Annotated in this window: 17 protein-coding genes; 6 read left to right on the top strand and 11 right to left on the bottom strand. The window is 50.6% G+C overall.

Annotation, left to right across the window (positions count from 1 at the left end; genetic code table 11):
- Positions 1-36 precede the first annotated feature (36 nt).
- Positions 37-408, top strand: coding sequence for an Mth938-like domain-containing protein (locus EL309_RS09355; protein ID WP_004284826.1), 372 nt, complete (start codon positions 37-39; stop codon positions 406-408).
- A gap of 1,383 nt (positions 409-1,791) precedes the next feature.
- Here the strand turns inward: EL309_RS09355 and purF are convergent.
- From purF to EL309_RS09325, 6 genes are all read right to left on the bottom strand, one after another.
- The gene (purF, locus tag EL309_RS09350; protein ID WP_004283549.1) at positions 1,792-3,333 is read right to left on the bottom strand and encodes an amidophosphoribosyltransferase; all 1,542 of its coding nucleotides are present in this window, start codon (positions 3,331-3,333) and stop codon (positions 1,792-1,794) included.
- 19 nt (positions 3,334-3,352) lie between these two features.
- Entirely contained in the window at positions 3,353-3,850 is a 498-nt protein-coding gene (locus EL309_RS09345; RefSeq protein ID WP_004283550.1) for a CvpA family protein, read from the bottom strand.
- Positions 3,850-5,037, bottom strand: coding sequence for an SPOR domain-containing protein (locus EL309_RS09340; protein WP_004283551.1), 1,188 nt, complete (start codon positions 5,035-5,037; stop codon positions 3,850-3,852). The genes EL309_RS09345 and EL309_RS09340 overlap by 1 nt, the downstream gene beginning before the upstream one ends.
- 12 nt (positions 5,038-5,049) lie before the next feature.
- Positions 5,050-6,342, bottom strand: coding sequence for a bifunctional tetrahydrofolate synthase/dihydrofolate synthase (folC, locus tag EL309_RS09335; protein ID WP_004283552.1), 1,293 nt, complete (start codon positions 6,340-6,342; stop codon positions 5,050-5,052).
- Positions 6,343-6,649: 307 nt separating this feature from the next.
- Positions 6,650-7,072 carry a protein YgfX gene (locus tag EL309_RS09330; RefSeq protein WP_004283553.1) on the bottom strand — a complete coding sequence of 141 codons (423 nt, stop codon included), beginning with the start codon at positions 7,070-7,072 and terminating at the stop codon, positions 6,650-6,652.
- 3 nt (positions 7,073-7,075) lie between these two features.
- Positions 7,076-7,435, bottom strand: coding sequence for a hypothetical protein (locus EL309_RS09325; RefSeq protein ID WP_004283554.1), 360 nt, complete (start codon positions 7,433-7,435; stop codon positions 7,076-7,078).
- A 215-nt stretch (positions 7,436-7,650) separates the two neighbouring features.
- Here EL309_RS09325 and rep point away from each other — a divergent pair, with 215 nt between their 5' ends.
- Positions 7,651-9,660, top strand: a complete 2,010-nt coding sequence (gene rep / locus EL309_RS09320; protein WP_004283555.1) for a DNA helicase Rep — start codon at positions 7,651-7,653, stop codon at positions 9,658-9,660.
- A gap of 64 nt (positions 9,661-9,724) precedes the next feature.
- Here rep and EL309_RS09315 read toward each other — a convergent pair whose 3' ends face one another.
- Positions 9,725-11,965, bottom strand: coding sequence for a DNA internalization-related competence protein ComEC/Rec2 (locus EL309_RS09315; protein WP_004283556.1), 2,241 nt, complete (start codon positions 11,963-11,965; stop codon positions 9,725-9,727).
- 172 nt (positions 11,966-12,137) lie between these two features.
- On the opposite strand from EL309_RS09315, the gene rlmB reads away from it, so the two are divergent.
- Positions 12,138-12,887 (top strand): 23S rRNA (guanosine(2251)-2'-O)-methyltransferase RlmB, encoded by a 750-nt coding sequence (rlmB, locus tag EL309_RS09305; RefSeq protein ID WP_004283560.1) that lies wholly within the window; start codon positions 12,138-12,140, stop codon positions 12,885-12,887.
- Between the two features lie 430 nt (positions 12,888-13,317).
- Here rlmB and EL309_RS09300 read toward each other — a convergent pair whose 3' ends face one another.
- Complete coding sequence (locus EL309_RS09300) at positions 13,318-14,274, bottom strand: SPFH domain-containing protein (RefSeq protein WP_107726493.1); 957 nt, start codon at positions 14,272-14,274, stop codon at positions 13,318-13,320.
- Positions 14,275-14,301: 27 nt separating this feature from the next.
- Positions 14,302-14,718, bottom strand: a complete 417-nt coding sequence (locus EL309_RS09295) for an NfeD family protein (RefSeq protein WP_004283566.1) — start codon at positions 14,716-14,718, stop codon at positions 14,302-14,304.
- Positions 14,719-14,957: 239 nt separating this feature from the next.
- Between EL309_RS09295 and ppx the strand changes: the two genes are divergently transcribed.
- The 3 genes from ppx (at position 14,958) to EL309_RS09280 (ending at position 18,010) form a co-directional block, all read left to right on the top strand.
- The gene (ppx, locus tag EL309_RS09290) at positions 14,958-16,466 is read left to right on the top strand and encodes an exopolyphosphatase (protein ID WP_004283568.1); all 1,509 of its coding nucleotides are present in this window, start codon (positions 14,958-14,960) and stop codon (positions 16,464-16,466) included.
- A 288-nt stretch (positions 16,467-16,754) separates the two neighbouring features.
- Complete coding sequence (locus tag EL309_RS09285) at positions 16,755-17,249, top strand: acyl-CoA thioesterase (protein WP_004283570.1); 495 nt, start codon at positions 16,755-16,757, stop codon at positions 17,247-17,249.
- A gap of 122 nt (positions 17,250-17,371) precedes the next feature.
- A complete protein-coding gene (locus EL309_RS09280) occupies positions 17,372-18,010 on the top strand; it encodes a riboflavin synthase (RefSeq protein ID WP_040669729.1) in 639 nt (212 codons plus the stop codon).
- Positions 18,011-18,207: 197 nt separating this feature from the next.
- On the opposite strand, the gene EL309_RS09275 is transcribed toward EL309_RS09280, so the two are convergent.
- Entirely contained in the window at positions 18,208-18,798 is a 591-nt protein-coding gene (locus tag EL309_RS09275) for a LemA family protein (protein WP_004283575.1), read from the bottom strand.
- Between the two features lie 452 nt (positions 18,799-19,250).
- Complete coding sequence (locus EL309_RS09270) at positions 19,251-19,901, bottom strand: fumarylacetoacetate hydrolase family protein (RefSeq protein WP_004283576.1); 651 nt, start codon at positions 19,899-19,901, stop codon at positions 19,251-19,253.
- Positions 19,902-20,222: the final 321 nt, after the last annotated feature.

Here is a 20,222-nt window from a genome sequence, read left to right as displayed (position 1 = left end):
TGCACTAAATTTACACCAAGCTTTACGGAAACCACGATGTTGATACAAGAAAATTCCAATGACGGCGGCCGCAGCATTACCTCCTACGGCAACGGCACCGTCGAAGTCGACCACCGTCCCTACACCCGTCCCATCTGCATTACGGAACAATCCGTTAACACATTACCGCAAGCCGCTCCGACCGAGCTGCAAACCGAAGATTTCCTCAACGCCATCCGCGGTACCGTCCCCCCCGAAGTGATTTTGGTCGGCACCGGCGACAAACAGATTTTCCTCCACCCGAAAATGGTAGCGGAATTGGCCGCCAACGGCGTCGGCTTGGAAAGCATGTCCACCCCGTCCGCCTGCCGCACCTTTTCCATACTGCAAAGCGAAGGCCGCCGCGTTTGGGCTTGGCTCTGGCCTTAAACATAAGGATTGTTTTGAAAAGCGTTTTGAATTTTGTAAGGCCGTCTGAATTTTGTAAGGCTGTCTGAATTTTGTAAGGCCGTCTGAATTTTGTAAGGCCGTCTGAATTTTGTAAGGCCGTCTGAATTTTGTAAGGCCGTCTGAATTTTGTAAGGCCGTCTGAATTTTGTAAGGCCGTCTGAATTTTGTAAGGCCGTCTGAATTTTGTAAGGCCGTCTGAATTTTGTAAGGCCGTCTGAATTTTGTAAGGCCGTCTGAATTTTGTAAGGCCGTCTGAATTTTGTAAGGCCGTCTGAATTTTGTAAGGCCGTCTGAATTTTGTAAGGCCGTCTGAATTTTGTAAGGCCGTCTGAATTTTGTAAGGCCGTCTGAATTTTGTAAGGCCGTCTGAATTTTGTAAGGCCGTCTGAATTTTGTAAGGCCGTCTGAATTTTGTAAGGCCGTCTGAATTTTGTAAGGCCGTCTGAATTTTGTAAGGCCGTCTGAATTTTGTAAGGCCGTCTGAATTTTGTAAGGCCGTCTGAATTTTGTAAGGCCGTCTGAATTTTGTAAGGCCGTCTGAATTTTGTAAGGCCGTCTGAATTTTGTAAGGCCGTCTGAATTTTGTAAGGCCGTCTGAATTTTGTAAGGCCGTCTGAATTTTGTAAGGCCGTCTGAATTTTGTAAGGCCGTCTGAATTTTGTAAGGCCGTCTGAATTTTGTAAGGCCGTCTGAATTTTGTAAGGCCGTCTGAATTTTGTAAGGCCGTCTGAATTTTGTAAGGCCGTCTGAATTTTGTAAGGCCGTCTGAATTTTGTAAGGCCGTCTGAATTTTGTAAGGCCGTCTGAATTTTGTAAGGCCGTCTGAATTTTGTAAGGCCGTCTGAATTTTGTAAGGCCGTCTGAATTTTGTAAGGCCGTCTGAATTTTGTAAGGCCGTCTGAATTTTGTAAGGCCGTCTGAATTTTGTAAGGCCGTCTGAATTTTGTAAGGCCGTCTGAATTTTGTAAGGCCGTCTGAATTTTGTAAGGCCGTCTGAATTTTTAGGTCTGAATTTTGTAAGGCCGTCTGAATTTTGTAAGGCCGTCTGAATTTTGTAAGGCCGTCTGAATTTTGTAAGGCCGTCTGAATTTTGTAAGGCCGTCTGAATTTTGTAAGGCCGTCTGAATTTTGTAAGGCCGTCTGAATTTTGTAAGGCCGTCTGAATTTTGTAAGGCCGTCTGAATTTTGTAAGGCCGTCTGAATTTTGGTAAGGCCGTCTGAATTTTGTAAGGCCGTCTGAATTTTGTAAGGCCGTCTGAATTTTGTAAGGCCGTCTGAATTTTGTAAGGCCGTCTGAATTTTGTAAGGCCGTCTGAAAACCCGATTGGTTTTCAGACGGCCTTTGTTTATGCCGGACCCGGTTTATTCCTCTTCATCGGAATCGCTGATGCGGATGCTGTGTTCCATCTGCCCTGCCTGAACCTGCGCAGCGGCGGAGGAGGATTTGCCGGAAGAGAGCCGCTGCAAATAGGCTTCGTCGATGTCTCCGGTCGGATATTCTCCGCTGAAACAGGAATCGTCGAAGGATTCGATGGCGGGATTCAACACGCGGACAACGCGTTTCAGCTCCTGCAAATCTTGGAATACGCAGCCGTCGGCGCCGATTTCTTCGGCTACTTGGACGGCGGTTCGGCCGTTGGCAATCAATTCTTCGCGGGTCGGCATGTCGATGCCGTACACGTTCGGGAACCGGACTTCGGGGGCGGCGGAGGCGATATAGACTTTACGCGCGCCGGCCGAGCGTACCATTTCGACGATTTCCCGGCTGGTAGTGCCGCGTACGATGGAGTCGTCCACCAATAAAACGCTTTTTCCTTTGAATTCGGATTCCATCGGGCTGAGTTTTTGGCGCACTGATTTTTTACGCGTGGCTTGGCCGGGCATGATGAAGGTGCGGCCGATGTAGCGGTTTTTGATCAGGCCTTCGCGGTAAGGTTTGCCTAAGTGGTGTGCCAACTCCATTGCGCTGGGGCGGCTGGTATCGGGAATGGGCATGACGACGTCGATGTCGTCAACGGGCAATTCCTGTTTCACTTTTTCCGCCAGCGATACGCCCATGTTAACGCGTGATTGGTAAACGGAAACGCCGTCGATCACGGAGTCGGGACGGGCGAAATAAACGTATTCAAACAGGCAGGGGCTTAATTTCGGCGATTCGGCACATTGGCGTGAGAAGAATTGTCCGTCAAAAGTAACGAAAACGGCTTCGCCCGGGGCAATATCGCGTTCCAAATCGAATTCCAAGCTGTTGAAAGCAACGGATTCGGAAGCGACGGCATAAGACTTTTTGCCGTTTTCGTCAATATGCTTTCCTAAAGACAATGGGCGGATACCGAACGGGTCGCGGAATGCCACCATGCCGTAGCCGGCAATCAGCGCGACAACACCGTATGCGCCGCGCACTTGCTTGTGCAGCTGGGTAACGGCATTGAAAATATTGTCTACGCTTAAATTGACCGAACCGGAATTGCTGATTTCTTTGCGCAATTCGTGGGCAAACACGTTTAACAGCACTTCCGAATCGGAACGGGTGTTGATGTGGCGCAGATGTTTGTGGCAAACATTGGCATACAGCTCTTCGGTATTGGTGAGATTGCCGTTGTGCGCCAAAACGATACCGAACGGCGAGCTGACATAAAACGGTTGTGCTTCCGCGCTGCTGCCGGCATTGCCTGCGGTGGGATAGCGGACGTGCGCGATACCGGCATTACCGACAAGGTCGCGCATATTGCGGGTTCGGAAAACATCGCGAACCATCCCTTTGCCTTTGTGCATATGAAACATATTGCCTGCCGCCGTAACAATGCCTGCGGCATCCTGACCCCGATGCTGCAGCATCTGCAGGCCGTCATACAGACTTTGGTTCACAGGCTGATGACTGACTAAACCTAATACACCACACATTTATCGACTTCTCCAAAAATTAAAGCAAAGGATTCTGTATCTGCTCGGCAACCACCGGAGGAAGATACGGCACGGCCATTGCGGCCAATGCCTCAAAATACGGCGCGCTGACCGACAAACGCCAACCTTCGGTTTGCGGCAAATCGGTAAACGAACACACCAACACGGCCAAAGTGACCAACAATACGCCTTTTGCGGCACCGAACAGGCCGCCCAACAAACGGTTGACACCGCCCAAACCGACGGCGGAAACCGCTGCCGTCAGCAAACCGATTAAAAAATGCTGTATCAGCCATGCGGCAAAAAATACGGCGATAAAAGCCAAAACCACGCCCAATTGGCGCGGTTCGACCGAATGGAAAGCGATTTCGGCAAAAGGAGCGGCAAACACTTTGGCCGCCACAAATGCGGCAATCCACCTGAAAAAAGCGGCAATTTCGGCAACGGCACCGCGCACCAGCGAAATCACAACGCAAACGGCCACCACCAGTAAAGCCACAATATCGAACACCGCCATCACTGCTGACCTATCACCAAGCCGTCTATGCCTTGTTGGCGTATATGACCCAAGGCCTTATTGGCCGTCTGACGGTCGGGATACGCAACGGTGCGCACTCGGTAAACTTTGCCTTTACTGGTATCGGCTTCGCTGATGTAGGCGCTGATACCGAGATTGGCTAAACGCTGCTGAACCTGCTTGGCCTGTTCGCGGTTGCTGTATGCGCCTGCCTGAATAATCGCTTTGCCCTTTTGAATCTGGGCTTTGCCTTCCAAAATCGCTTGCGGATCTTTGGCTACCGCTTTTGCCGATTTGTTGTTCAGCACATCTTGTGCGTTTTTCTTTTGGGATTCTTGTTTGTCTTGCCTGCTTTTGGCTTGTTTGGCCTGTTCCGCCTGTTTTTTGGCGGCTTCTGCGGCGCGTTTTTCCGCCTCCGCTTTAGCCTGCTGTTCTTTCAGCTTCTGCTCTTTTTTGCGTGCGTCTTCCTGCTCGGCCTGACGCTTGTCTGCTTCGGCTTTGCGTTTTTCCGCTTCCAAACGCTCTTTATCTGCTTGCGGTTTGGCTTCGGACGGTTTGGCGTTTTGAACGGTTTTTGCCGGCGTTTCTACTGTTTTCTTGGTTTCTGCCGGCGCAACGGCTTGTTTGATATTTTTACGCTCTGCGGTTGGTGTGTCTGCCTGAACCGGCTTCTGTGTATCGGCACGGTTGTTGATAATGACGACGGGCGGCGCGGCTTCAGGCTCTTCCGCCTGTTTCGCCGGTTCGGGCTGTTTGACTGCCGGTTTGGCGGTTTGGGCCGGCTCGGCTTCCGCCGTATCATGTAAAGAATCTTCGGAATCCGCCAAAGGAGCGGTTTGCGCTTCAACCGGATTCAGTAAAGGATTGTCCAGCTCGGTTTGCTTCAACTTGCCGCCTTGCGGCTGCGGAACTTCCGTATTCGGACTTTCATTGGCAGCCGGCTTTTCCGCTCCGGCCACTTGCTGGTCATTGATTTGGATAACAGGAGATTCCGAAGGCACTGCATCGGTTTTCTGGCCGGCTGCCTGCTCAACCGCTATCTCTGCGTTTTCACCGTCACTCCGGCTTAACGCTGCGGCAAGCAGGCCGCCTGCAAACACCACCATAACCGTAGCACCGACCAAGCGGCGGCGGTTTTTCCGTTTAAGCTTTTCATATTCGTTTAATGATGGACGGTAATGTGCCATGTGGAAATCCTGTTACAGCGTTGCAGACACTTCGGCAACGGTATGAAATGAACCGAAAACGGTAATTCTATCATTTTCCTTTGCAACCGCCAAAGCAGCCTGATAGGCCGTCTGAATGTTTTCAAATGCTTTGACATTGTCGGCAATATCATGCTCCGCCAGCTTGTTTTTCAACGCTTCCACACTCATGCCGCGCGGCAGGTGCAGCGGTGCGATATACCATTCGTCAAATTGGTCTTTCACGGTTTCCAACACGCCGTCTATATCCTTGTCGGCCAAAATACTGAATACGGCAATCCGTTTTTCGGCAAACGGCAATGCAATCAGACTTTGGCGCAACGCACGGGCTGCATGCGGATTGTGGCCGACATCCAAAATCACCAGCGGACGGCCGGGCAATACTTGGAAACGGCCGGGATTATTGACCAGCAGCAAACCGCGCTTGATTGCGCCGATGTCCACCGGCAAAACCGCATTCATACATTCCAACACCGCCAAAGCACAAGCCGCATTGCCCAATTGGTAGCTGCCGCGCAAAGCGGGAATCGGCAGCGCATTGCGGTTGCGTTTGAACCCTTCGGCAAAATGCGATACCGCTTCTTGCGGATGGAAATAGAACGACCATTGCTGCTGCTCCAGCTTGGTCAGGCTGAAATCGTCTTTAATCAACAACAAATCCGCCTGAATGTCTTCGGCATGCTTTTTCAGCGACTCGGGCGGCGGATTCTGGCCGCAAACCGCAGGTTTAAACGGGCGGAACACCCCTGCTTTTTCATAAGCCACCGCTTCGATGTTGTCTCCCAAAAACGCCTGATGATCCAGATCGACAGACGTCACCACCGCACAATCCGCGTCAAAAATATTCACCGCGTCCAAACGGCCGCCCAAGCCGACTTCCAAAATCATCACGTCGACTTTTTCGCGCATAAACACATCAACCGCAGCCAAGGTATTGAATTCGAAATAAGTCAGCGAAATATCACCGCGCGCCGCTTCGATACGCTCGAACGAAGCCGTAATGGCCTCATCCGATACCGGCTCGGTATTGACGGCAATCCGTTCGTTGAAACGCAACAGGTGCGGGCTGGTCAGCGTGCCGGTTTTATAGCCTGCCTGCGAATAAATATGCGACAAAAAAGCGCATACCGAACCTTTGCCGTTGGTTCCCGCCACCACAATCACCGGGCATTGCGGCACCAAACCCATGCGCGTTTTCACTTCGCCGACGCGCGACAAACCCATGTCAATCAAACCGGCGCTGTGTGCGGTTTCCAGATGAGACAACCAATCGTCAAGTGTTTTCATATTCGGTATTCAACTCAAGCGTAAATTTAAATATAACTTCGGCATTCGGCAGGCCGTCTGAATATTTTCAGACGGCCTTTAAATTTCAGACGGCCTTAATTTTTCAGACGGCCTTAATTTTCAGACGGCCTTAATTTTCAGACGGCCTTAATTTTCAGACGGCCTTAAATTTCATACGGCCTTAATTTTCAGACGGCCTTAATTTTCAGACGGCCTTAATTTTCAGACGGCCTTAATTTTCAGACGGCCTTAATTTTCAGACGGCCTTAATTTTCAGACGGCCTTAATTTTCAGACGGCCTTAAATTTCATACGGCAGATTGTCCCCAACGCGCCCACACCAGCAAACGGCGGTAGGATTCGCGGTCGGTCATATCCGGCAGCACATAATGCCATATCTTCCGGTCGCCCGCGTCCCAATGCAGAAACATTGCATAAGGCAAAACCACACTGTCTTCCAACAACACGGCTTCAAACGCCATCTGGTCGGCGGCATAAAACACGGCGGCCTGCCCTTGCCGGCTGACGGTGATTTTATGTACGGCACGGTCGTGCGCCAACCGATGCCGTTTCACCGCCCACAGCCAACCGGCGGTGAAACCGGCCGTGCCGAGCCAACACATCCAACCGTAAAAATAAACGGCTGCGGCGGCAACAGCAGCCAAATGCAGGATATGCACCGCCATCAAAGCCGTTTTCGAAGGCATTAAGGCCGTCTGAAAAGCCCGCATGGCTTACATCATGTTGTCGAAAACGGGAGAAACGCTCATCTCCGCTTCTTCCATATCCAAAACCATTTCGTGGATTTCCACTTCGAAATATTCCCAAAACGCTTTTAGCCCCATATCTTGCGGCCATTTGTTTTTCGGAATATCCCAACTGCTGATTTCCGCCTCGAAAATTTCTTGGTAACGGTCGTCAAAATAGCTGATCACCGCTTCCGGCTCGTCAAACTGCGGCACCAAAAATACCGAACAGTTGCTGCGGATCTGCTCCAAAGTGATGTCCGGCATATCCTCGTCGGCGGATTTCAACCATTTCAAAAATACGGCTGTCGGCTTCAATACCACAGCGGTGCGGTCGACAAAATACATGCTCTTTCCTTAGTGTCGTTTTTCAGACGGCATTGTACTGAAAATCGAAGCCGTCTGAAATGCTTTTCACCAATCGGCACGGCGCTCCGTTTTACCCTGCCGAAACGACGACAAGAGAAAATCTGGATATTTGCAGCACAAACAGCCACGTCTGTTTTTCAAACTGATACACTATCGGCATTCCCGATTATTTTTGCCTCTATTTTTCAAGGCGTATGAAACTCAATCCCCAACAGCAAGAAGCCGTCCGCTATCTGGGCGGCCCTTTATTCGTATTGGCCGGCGCAGGCAGCGGCAAGACCCGTGTGATTACCGAAAAAATCGCTTACATGATCACGGAAGCAGGTTATGCGCCGCACACCATCGCCGCCATCACGTTCACCAATAAAGCCGCCAAAGAAATGCAGGAACGCATTGCCGGCATGCTCAGCAAAAAACAGACGCGCGGTCTGACCGTCTGTACATTTCATTCGCTCGGCATGAAAATGCTGCGCGAAGAAGCACCGAACATCGGCTACAAGAAAAACTTTTCCATTCTCGACGGTACCGACAGCGGCAAAATCCTCGGCGAACTGCTCGGCAGCAGCAGCCGCGAAGCGGTATTTAAAGCGCAACACCAGATTTCCTTATGGAAAAACGGTCTGAAAACGCCGGAAGAAGCCATTCAGACGGCCTCCAACGAATGGGAACGCCAAACCGCACTGGTTTACGCAAGCTATCAAGCCACGCTGGAAAGCTACCAAGCCGTCGATTTCGACGACCTTATCCGTCTGCCGGCCGTTTTACTTAAGCAGAACGGCGAAATCCGGCAAAAATGGCAAAAACGCTTCCGCTATCTGCTGGTGGACGAGTGCCAAGACACCAATACCTGCCAATACACGCTGATGCGTCTGATAACGGGAGCGGAAGGCATGTTTACCGCCGTCGGCGACGACGACCAATCCATCTACGCCTGGCGCGGTGCGGATATGGAAAACCTGCGCCTGCTGCAAGCCGATTATCCGCAGCTGAAAATCATCAAGCTTGAGCAGAACTACCGCTCCACCGCCCGGATTCTGAAAGTAGCCAACCAAGTTATTGCCAACAATCCCAAGCTGTTCCCGAAAACATTGTGGTCGCAATACGGTTTGGGAGACGAAATCCGGGTCATCGCCTGCCAAAGCGAACAACATGAAGCCGAATGGGTAGTAAACGAAATCGCCAAACAGAAAATCGTCGGCGAAGGCAAAATCCGTTATGCCGATTTTGCCGTTCTCTACCGCGGCAACCACCAAGCGCGTCTGTTTGAAGAAGCCTTGCGTGCCGCCCGTATTCCTTACCAACTTTCCGGCGGACAAAGCTTTTTCGACAAATCCGAAATCAAAGACATTCTGGCGTACATCCGCCTGATCGCCAATCCCGAAGACGACCCTGCTTTTTTACGCGCCGCCACCACGCCGAAACGCGGTATCGGCGAAGCCACTTTAGGCCGTCTGAACGCTTACGCCCACCAACACGGCGGCAGCTTATATGAAACCGCACTCAAAATGGACGCACTGGCCGGATTGGGCGGCCAAAACCGCGAAGCCGTGCAGCAGTTTATGTATATGATGGAACGCTACCGCCGGCAGGCCGAACATCAGGCGGCCGGAGAGCTGATACAGGAACTGCTCGACGAAATCGGTTATGAAACCCACTTGCTCAACAGCGAAGAAGGCAAGGCCGGCGAAATCAAATGGCGCAACGTACAGGATTTGGCAGGCTGGCTGGCCAAAAAAGGCGAAGAAGACGGCAAAAACATCATCGAAATCGCCCAAACCATCGCCTTGATGACCTTGCTGGAAGGACGTGAAGACGAAGAATCCGACGCAGTAAAAATGTCCACCCTGCACGCGTCCAAAGGCTTGGAATATCCGTTTGTTTTTCTGGTCGGTTGCGAAGAAGGCCTGTTTCCGCACGGCGACAGCGTCGAGGAAGGCAACCTGGAAGAAGAACGCCGCCTGATGTATGTCGGCATTACCCGCGCCAAAAAACAGCTCACGCTCACCCACTGCATCAAACGCAAAAAACAAGGCACGTGGCAGTTTCCCGAACCGAGCCGCTTTATCGACGAAATGCCGCAGGAAGACTTGCGCATACTCGGCAGGAAAGGCGGCGAACCGCTGGTCAGCAAAGATGAAGGCCGCAGCAAACTCGCAAACTTGGCGGCATTGGCCAGCAGCAAAAAAAACCTGTGGTCTTTATAAGGTCTTTATAAATAGCGGCATCATACAAAACAGCAGGCCGTCTGAAGTTTTCAGACAGCCTGTTTCAATACGGAGCATTATCAAAAGGCTTTTTCTGCCAATAAGGTTTGCGCTGCCGCAAAGGTCCGCCAAACACCTCGCCGCCCGCGCCCAATTCAAACCGCAACGCGCCCTGCCAATCCGTACGCAGCAACACAATATCATGCGCCTGCACACGGTCGCGCACGGCTTTGACCGGATGGCGGTAAGCATTGGCATAACCGCTCGAAGCCACCGCATATTCAGGCGCCACCGCATTTAAAAACACGCCGGAAGACGACGTATCGCTGCCGTGATGCCCCAAAACCAAAACATTGCTGTGCAAACCCCCGCCGTATTGTTCCACCAGACTTTTCTCCCCTGCCTTGCCCAAATCCCCCGTGACCAAAGCCGCCTGTCCGCCGGCAACCACCCTTAATACACAGCTTTGCTCGTTATCGTCCGCCTTAACAATTTCAGACGGCCTCAACCATTCGAAATGCACCCCGTCCCATTCCCAAGCTCCTTTATCACAACTTTCCGCGCCCGAATAAAACTGCGGCTGCCCCGCCCACAAGCGTTTCGGCCGCGTGGCACGGGCAACCGCTTCAAAACCGCCGTCATGGTCGGCATCGTGATGGGACAACACCAGCGCATCCAAACTGCGGACGCCCCAAGCATTCAGCGCAGGCAAAATATTCATGGCGGCCGACGGCGCCGTCCCCGTATCAAACAACAAGCGATGTTGCGCCGTCTGAAACAACACCGACAAACCCTGCCCGGCGTCCCACACCACCATCTGCACACGCCCGTATTGCACAGGCTCTTTCCGATACACGACAAAACCGCACAACACCAACGCCGCCCAAGGCCGCAACGCCGTCGGCTTCGGCAGCAACAGCACACCTCCGGCTACCACCGCCAGCAATACCAACGGCCACGGCACCTCCGCCACCGCATATTCGGGCGCATACTCCGCCAGCCACAACAAAAACCGCAGCGTGTATTCCCCTGCCGCCGCCGCAAATTCATGCAACCGGGGCCAAGGCAATATAGAGCCGAGCAAGGCCAACGGCGTCAACACCCAAGAAAACCACGGAATCGCCGCCGCATTCACCAAAGGACTGATCAGCGGCACCGAAGCAAAAAATGCCCCCAATATCACCACCGACAACACCGATACCGCCCATTGTCCCCTTAATACGGCACGCCAACCCAAACCGTTCAGACGGCCTGACGCAACCCACAACAGTGCCGCCACCAAACCGAACGACAACCAAAATCCCGCCCCCAACACCGCAGCAGGCTGAACCAGCAGCACGGCCGCCAACGCCTGCCACCAACCGCGCCAAACCGATACGCCGCTGCCGCACCACCAAGCCCAAGCCAACGCCGCCAACATCAATACACTGCGCTGCGTCGGCACGGAAAACCCAGCCAATCCGGCATAAAATATTCCGGCCGCCACACCTGCCGATACCATCCACAAACGCGGCTTCGACAGCGAAAACGGCAAACACGCCAGCAGCAACTTTGCCAGCCAACCGGCAAACAACGCCACCATACCCACATGCAATCCCGAAATACTGACCAAATGGTTCAAACCCAAAGGCCGGAACGCCTGCCACACACCCGTATCCAAAGCCGTCTGCTCGCCGATACCCAACGCCCGCATCAGCGCTTGGCCGTCTGAAAATTCAGGCTTGACCACCGCCGCCTGCTGCCAACGCCTGCTGACCGAATCGCGCATCCTCAGCAACCGACCGGCCTCGCCCTGCGCCAACAAAACACGTTCGCCGCCAATCGTACCCAAGCCGTCTATACCCTTCGCCAAAGCCCACGCTTCACGGTTAAAACCGGCCGGATTCACTTCCCCGACCGGCGGCCGGACGCGGGCGCGAACCTGCCAGCGGCTGCCGACCGGCCAATCGCGCAAACCGTAATCCGACAAAACCAAACGGTACTGCCTGCCCGCTTCGTCCTCCGCCACGGCCGTAAAACGCACACGCCGTGCTTCACGTTGCGGCAAATCGTCCACCGTAACGGTTAAATCCGCCGCAGAAGCCGTCTGCCATTGCTGCGACAACGCCGCTTCCGTCCGCCACACACCGTAAGCCGCCCCAACCGTCAAACACAACAGCAATAAAGCCAAACTGCGGTAACGCCGAAACAATACGGCCGCGCAGCAACCGACCGCCGTCCAGACCCACAACGGCGGCACGACAGGCAACGCAAACGACAGTAACACGCCGAAAATCCAAAACGGCAAACCGAATCTCAAAGCCATTTACCAAGCAACTTTATAATAAATACAGTTATCATATAAAAAGCCGACACCTTGCCGCAACCGTTTTTCAGACGGCCTGCCGTCATCTGCCCGTAAAGTTTATTCGGAATACACGCCGTCCGAACGGTTAAACCCTGTATAATGCCGTCTGAAATATCAATCGAAGACAACTATGGCAAACCAACGACTTATCTACGGCTTCCACGCCGTTAACGCCCGATTGTGGCAAAACCCGAAAAGCATCACCGAACTGTATGTCCAAGAAGGCAAACACGACACCCGCACCCGAGAAGTGTTGGAAAAAGCCGCCGCCGAAAACGTGCGCGTGCATTTTGCCGCTGCCGAACGCTTAAACACCATCAGCAAAGGCGCGCGCCATCAAGGTGTGGTCGGCTTTATCGACGCCTCCAAAAACCACGTCCATCTCGAAGACGTGTTGGAAAACCTGCGCGAACCGGCGCTGCTGCTGGTGCTTGACGGCATTACCGACCCGCACAACCTCGGCGCGTGCCTGCGTACCGCCGACGCAATGGGCGTTCACGCCGTGATTGCGCCGAAAGACAAAAGCGCGGGGCTGAACGCCACCGTGAGCAAAGTGGCCTGCGGCGCGGCCGAAACCGTGCCCTACATCACCGTCACCAACCTCGCCCGCACCCTGCGCGAATTGAAAGAATACGGCATCTGGGTGGTCGGCACCGACATGGGCGGCGAGGCCGATCTCTACCACGCCAAACTGCCCGAAAGCATCGCATGGGTGATGGGCAACGAAGGCGAAGGCATGCGCCGCCTCACCCGCGAACATTGCGACATGCTCGTTTCCGTGCCCATGTTCGGCACGGTGGAAAGCATGAACGTATCGGTAACCGCGGGCATGGTGTTGAGCGAAACCCGCCGCCAACGGGTGTTGCAATCGGAACAATAAGCCCTCTGTTTCCAAACCGACATTCGGCATGCGATATAGGGCAGTCCTATCGCCAAAGGCCGTCTGAAAATTTCAGACGGCCTTTTTTATCTGCTTTCATTTATTTAAGGAAAACCAATTGCCTCAAATCAACCGACTGTTCCAAACAAACGCAATACCATTTAAACCAAACCGTTTAGCTACATTATCCGAATACAAAGGCCGTCTGAAAATTCAGACGGCCTTCCCTATTCATCTTTATTTAACAAAATCACATAACTGCCATCAAAACCCAAACTGCTTGAGCATCAAGCCACCCGATTACAAACCAATCATTTGAATACATCAAGCAAAAAGGCCGTCTGAAATTTTCAGACGGCCTCCGCACTTTTGCATATCGGTATAGCAATCGGCAAGCTTCAAACGCTCCGCAGCGGTACCGCAACACTCATCACAGTTTGCCGGAAACCTGTTTGTTCCCTTCCACAATCTTCAACCCGGCAGATACCAAACTGCCGATATCGGCAACATTGGCCGGCATAATCAAAGTATTGCTTTCTTTGGCCAACTTGGCAAAAGCTTCCACATACTGCTCGGCCACTTTCAAGTTTACCGCTTCATTGCCGCCCGGCGTTTGCAGGGCTTGGGCGATTTGGCGGATGGCATCGGCATTGGCTTCCGCTACCAAACGCAGAGCTTCGGCCTCACCCTGGGCGCGGTTGATTCGGGCGATTTTTTCACCGTTTGACGCATTAATCGCCGCTTGCGCCTCACCTTCGGACTGTTGGATTTCCGCTTCACGCTGACCGCTGGCCAAATTGATCTGCTCGATCTTGCGGCCTTCAGACTCGGCGATACGCGCACGCTTCTCACGCTCCGCCGTAATCTGCGCCTGCATCGAACGCAGAATTTCTTGCGGCGGCACCAAGTCTTTAATCTCATAGCGCAACACTTTCACGCCCCACGAAACCGCCGCTTCGTCCAAAGCCGCCACAACAATACTGTTGATTTCATCACGTTCTTCAAAGGTTTTATCCAACTCCATGCGGCCGATTACCGAACGCAGCGTAGTTTGCGCCAACTGGGTAATCGCCATAATGTAGTTGCTCGAACCGTAAGAAGCGAGCTTGGGATCAGTTACCTGAAAATAGATGATGCCGTCCACCGTCAGCTGAGTATTGTCGCGCGTAATACAAACTTGGCTGGGCACATCCATCGGAATTTCTTTCAACGTATGCTTATAAGCCACGCGGTCGATAAACGGAATCAGAATGTTCAAACCCGGATTCAACACTTTGTGAAAACGTCCCAAACGCTCGACAACATAAGCTTCCTGCTGCGGCACAACGATAAACGATTTAAAACCGAATACCACTACCACAATCAGCAGCAGAATCGGAAAACTCAATAACAGCTCCATATTTTTCCCTTTTTATCAATGTAAATGAATGAATAAAACATTACCGCCTTTACCGGTGACCACCGCCGTAACGGCTTCCCGGCCTGATTCGGCATTGTCGGCTTTAGCCTGCCACAACGCACCGCGGTACGAAACTTCGTAAATATCGTCATACATATGACGGATAACCTGAACCGTCTGCCCCACATCCAAATCGTGCAGCGCATCTTCTTCCTGTTTCGGCCTGCGGTGGCGGCGTATCCAGCCGTTTACCCACCAAATGCCCAAAGCCGAAAGCACGGCAGCCGTCAATACGCCGGCCGTGAAACTGTCGAACAACCACGCGGCAAAACCTGCGCCAAACAAAGCCGCACTGACTACCAGCAAATACACCGTGCCGATAAACAATTCCAAAATCAGCAATACCGCAGCCGTTACAAACCAAAAGACCATTCTTCCCCTCCGTTGCTGTTCTGTATAACGAAACCGTCAAAATTCAGACAGATACCGCGTCATCGAAAACGGTCATTATAACCCAATCCGGCTGACTGCCGCCGCAAGGCTGAAAGGCCGTTTGAAAATATGCCTGTATCCTGATTTTACAAGGCTGCAAACATGAACAAAAAAAGATGACACCAATCCGTCCAGCCTGTAACATAGCCACTTCGTTTACTTAACCAGTATTCACAATCATGACAGCAATTGCTTCTAATATTCTAGCCTCCGTCGACTTAGGTTCAAACAGCTTCCGTCTGCAAATCTGCGAAAATAACAACGGCCAATTGAAAATCATCGATTCCATCAAACAAATGGTCCGTTTCGCCGCCGGTCTCGACGATCAGAAACACCTAACCCAAGAAGCTCAAGAACGCGCTCTGGAATGTTTGGCAAAATTCGGCGAACGCCTGCAAGGATTCAAACCCGAGCAGGTCCGAGTTGTCGCTACCAATACTTTCCGCGTTGCCAAAAATATCGAATATTTTATTCCCAAAGCCGAAGCCGCATTAGGTTTCCCGATTGAAGTCATCGCAGGCCGCGAAGAAGCCCGTTTGATTTATACCGGCGTAGTACACACCCTGCCGCCCAACGGCGACAAAATGCTGGTTATCGACATCGGCGGCGGCTCGACCGAGTTCGTTATCGGTTCCGACCTCCAACCCACCATTACCGAAAGCCTGGCTTTGGGTTGCGTAACCTACAGCATGCGCTTTTTCCCACAAAGCAAAGTTACCCAAAAAGACTTCCAAGCCGCCATTACCGCAGCGCGCACCGAAATCCAACGTATCAGCAAATCCATGAAACGCAACGGTTGGGATTTTGCCGTCGGCACCTCTGGTTCGGCCAAAGCCATCCGTGATGTCATTTCATTCGAATGCCCTCAAGAAAACGACATTACCTATGCCGGCATGAAGAAAATCGCCGACAAAATCATTGAAGCAGGCAGCACGCGCAAAGCCCGCTTCGAAGGCATGAAACCGGAACGCATAGATGTATTTGCAGGCGGCCTCGCCGTAATGATGGCTGCATTTGAAGAGCTGGAAATCGAAAAAATGACCGTAACCGAAGCCGCTCTGCGCGACGGCGTGTTTTACGATTTCATCGGCCGCACACTCAACGAAGATATGCGCGACCAAACCACTGCACAATTCCAAGAGCGCTACCACGTCAGCCGCAACCAAGGCAAACGCGTGTCGGAAGCCGCGCAAATGTTTATGGAAAGCATCTGCTTCGCCCATCACGTTTCCGTACAGGATTTGGCCTATTGGAAAAAATACATCAACTGGGCGGCCCTTCTGCACGAAATCGGCATCGACATCGCCCATACCGGCTATCACAAGCATTCCGCCTACATTCTGGAAAACGCCGATATGCCCGGCTTCTCGCGCAAAGAACAAAAAATCCTTTCCCTGCTGGTTTTAGGACATCGCGGCGACGTCAGAAAAATGGTCGAACGCGCCCCGGAGCAGCTGGCTTGGTACGCCATTTTGTCCTTAAGGCTCGCCGCCCTATTCTGCCGCGCCCGCCTGCCGATGAACCTGCCGCCCTATACCCAATTGCGTACCAATCCTTCCGGCAAAGGCTTTACCCTGCGCATCAGCCAAAGTTGGTTGGACGAACATCCGTTAATTGCCGGCGCATTGGATTACGAAATCGAGCAGTGGGAAAAAGTAAATATGCCGTTTAACATTCAAACCACATAATTTATCCCAACCCAGCTATTGAGAGGCCGTCTGAAAATCTTATAGTTTTTCAGACGGCCTCTCGCCTTCCGCTCAACGCCCATGCAATATTTATATATTAATAAAAATAAAAGACATTATGAGCCGATTAGCTATTTTCTATAAACCCATCCGCAAAACAAGCGTAAAATAAACCGTCATGCAGCTTTTACCATATTTTATATAAGTAAAAATCCAAATATTAATTATTTATTTTAAATACAATATTTCTTTTCCAACCAAAAAATCAAATAAATACAGAGTCAAATTATGGATACACAAAACAACGGCCTACCCGAACACGAATTAAAGATGTCTATCTTAATGACCCCCGACATGGCCAACTTCAGTGGCAACGTACACGGCGGCGATTTATTGAAACTGCTCGACCAAGTCGCCTACGCCTGCGCCAGCCGTTACAGCGGCCATTACTGCGTTACCTTATCGGTGGACAAAGTAACTTTCAAAGAACCTATTCATGTCGGCGAGCTGGTAACATTCTCGGCCAGTGTCAACCACGTCGGCCGCACTTCAATGGAAGTCGGCATCCGTGTCGAAGCACAAAATATCCGCGAACGGACCGTGCGCCATACCAACAGCTGCTACTTCACCATGGTTGCCATGGACAATGGCAAACCCGCAGCCGTTCCACCGCTGCAACTGCAAACCGAAGCCCAACGCTGCCGTTTCCAAGCGGCGGAGCGGCGCAAAGCCCTCCGCCTGCAAATGCAGGGTAACAGCGATTTCAATTGCAGCTCATTCTAAAAATTCAGACGGCCTTCCACACACAGAAAGGCCGTCTGAATTTTATACGGCATTAATGCTACAATACCCCGCAAATCGAATCCGACCGACCGCATTCCCACCCATTCAAACAAGGACAGCATATGTTTACAGGCATCGTACAAGGTACAGGCCGCTTAGCCGGCATCCTGCAACCCGCCCCCGACTTCCGCACACACATCGTCGAACTTCCGGAACATATGACCGACAATCTGCAAATCGGCGCATCGGTTGCCCACAACGGCTGCTGTCTTACCATTACCGAAATCAACGGTAATCTGATCAGCTTCGATCTGATGGCGGAAACGCTCCAAAAAACCAATTTAGGCCGTCTGAAAAAAGGCGATCCGGTCAATCTGGAACGCGCCGCCAAATTCGGTGACGAAATCGGCGGACATCTGATGAGCGGCCACATCATCGCCACCACCGTTATCAGCCGTATAGACAGCAACGGACAAAACAAAACCGTTTGGTTCGAGCTTCCGCAAGCACTTAAGCCCTATATCCTAACCAAAGGCTTTATCGGCTTGGACGGCTGCAGCCTGACCGTCGGTGACGTTACCGAACAGGAATTCAACGTCCATCTGATTCCCGAAACACTGCAACGCACCTTGTTCGGAACACGCAATGCCGGCGATGTGGTCAATATCGAAATCGATCCGCAAACCCAAGCCGTTGTCGATACGGTATTAAAATTTATTCAAAATAATCCGCAAGCCCTGCTGCAAAACCGAACCGAATAAACGGATAAAAACAACAAAGCCGCCGGTACGCTGCATGAACGCACATTTTATCCGACACAACCCACACGCTCCCTTATTAGGGAGCTTTGTTTTAGGCGCAAAAAAATCCCCCAAATAACACATACAACCGGTTATTCAGGGGGCACAGATAGCATGCTTACAAATGTACAAGAATGACAGCTAAGAAAAAACTTGATTCAACCCAATAACTTCGGGCTTGCCTGAATGGCAACATTATCTTCAAACTTCAAATCGAAAGCTTGGGAACGTCTGCCGAAAAACTCGGCAAACCATTTGGTCGGAAACGAACTGCAAAGGTTGTTATACTCGGCTGCCGCACGATTGTAGTTTCTGCGCGCCAAAGCCACATTGTTCTCTTCTTCGTCCAAAGCATCCAACCACTGCAACACTTTGGCATCGTTTTTCAGCGTTTTGTCCGCATCGATTTTCAATTGAATACGCCACAAAGCATTATTCAGCTCAGTTTCAACTTTGCCTAAAGACTGCAAAGACTCGTCATCCAGTTGGCGGGAAGCAATTTTCAATTGATCTTCCGCACGTTTGCAGATCTTTTCCAGTTCCCTTAAGGAATCGTATTGCCGGTCTTTAAAATACGCATCGACTTCATCGAGAAATTTAACCACCAACTTATGCCTTTGAGTGAGCGCATATTGGATTTTTCCAAATGCCTCAATGTAGGCATTCTCTTTATAAACCAATTTTTTGTAAGAGCGAAGCGGAATAATAATACCGATTACTACCAGTAATAGTGAGATTAAGATTTCCATCAGTTTTCCTATTTATTATTATAAATTTTTAATTTTTTATAATTGTATTGCCGTTGCACTCATGTGGAAAGATTTATCACGCAGAATATAATAAAACACCACACTTCTTTACAACAACAAACACTAGTAATTTATGCTTTATAATTATACACGTCATAATAACTAAAATTAGTTTTAATTTACTAAATTTTACATTTATTCAATCTGAAAGTTATTATTACGAATATAATTTTTTCAATCAAAACATAATTATCATAACAGAAATTCATGCCGTCTGAAATTCCGCCATGTGCAAAATTTTAGATATGACAAAAGAATAAAAATTCCATTTAAATTAAACAGTCAGCAGAAAAAAACAAAACCGGGTATCCGAAACATCAGAACCCGGCCATTTTCAAACCAACACTACGGAACAAAATCGGCATATAAATCAATTGCCGATTCCACTTTGTTTAACCGACGATAAACTCCGCGTTTACCAAATCCTCCAAAGCCAAATGCAGCTTATCGCCCGTATTCAACTGCCCGACTCCGGCCGGCGTTCCCGTATAAACCACATCACCTTGTTTCAAACCGTAGGTTTTTGCCAAATCGGCTAGAATTTGCGGCAGAGAATAAATCATGTGAGAAGTTTGCCCGTGTTGTTTTTGCACACCATTAACATGTAGGGAAAAGCTGCAATTCTGAGGCTCGGACAAACGTTGAGCCGCAATAAAATCCGATACGCAAGCCGAATTTCTAAACCCTTTGGCTTTTGTCCACGGCAAACCTTTTTCTTTCAGACGGCCTTGTACGTCTCTGGCAGTCAAATCCAATCCTACGGCATACCCGGCCACACAACCCATAATATCCGCTTCGTTGTTTCCGTCTTCATCACGCCCCACCAACAGCACCAACTCGCATTCATAATGAACTGAACTGCTGTATTCGGGCAAACGGATAATTCCGCCTGCATTCAATACACTGTTGTTGGGCTTCATAAACACCACCGGCTCGGTCGGTGTTTCGTTTTTTAATTCGGCAATATGATCCACATAATTCCGACCGATACAGTAAATATTATTGATACTTACCTGCTGCTTTTCCAATACTACACTTACCATTTTTCACCTCTCCAATAAACCAATATTGATTCCCGGCCGCCCACCGCTTAGCCGGCAAACAGGAATTATATCTGCACGATTGCTTTCTAATACCAAACAGTTTGAAAACTGCCCAAAACCGTCAAAATATTTTACAGTGAAAACAAACCTCTAAATATAAAACCGTTAATTTTTGCAAAAAAATTTCATTGCCTTGTAAGAAATGCAAAATCCGCCCGTCTACTCTTACATCAGCATTTGTTTATAAGAAAACGAAATAAAACCATCTTAAAAAACGTTACCCTAAATCACCATCCGTTATTTTATATTTTTCAATAGAAA

The organism is Neisseria weaveri, assembly GCF_900638685.1.
Taxonomy (GTDB): domain Bacteria; phylum Pseudomonadota; class Gammaproteobacteria; order Burkholderiales; family Neisseriaceae; genus Neisseria; species Neisseria weaveri.
This window is presented reverse-complemented; position numbering and strand designations above follow the sequence as displayed.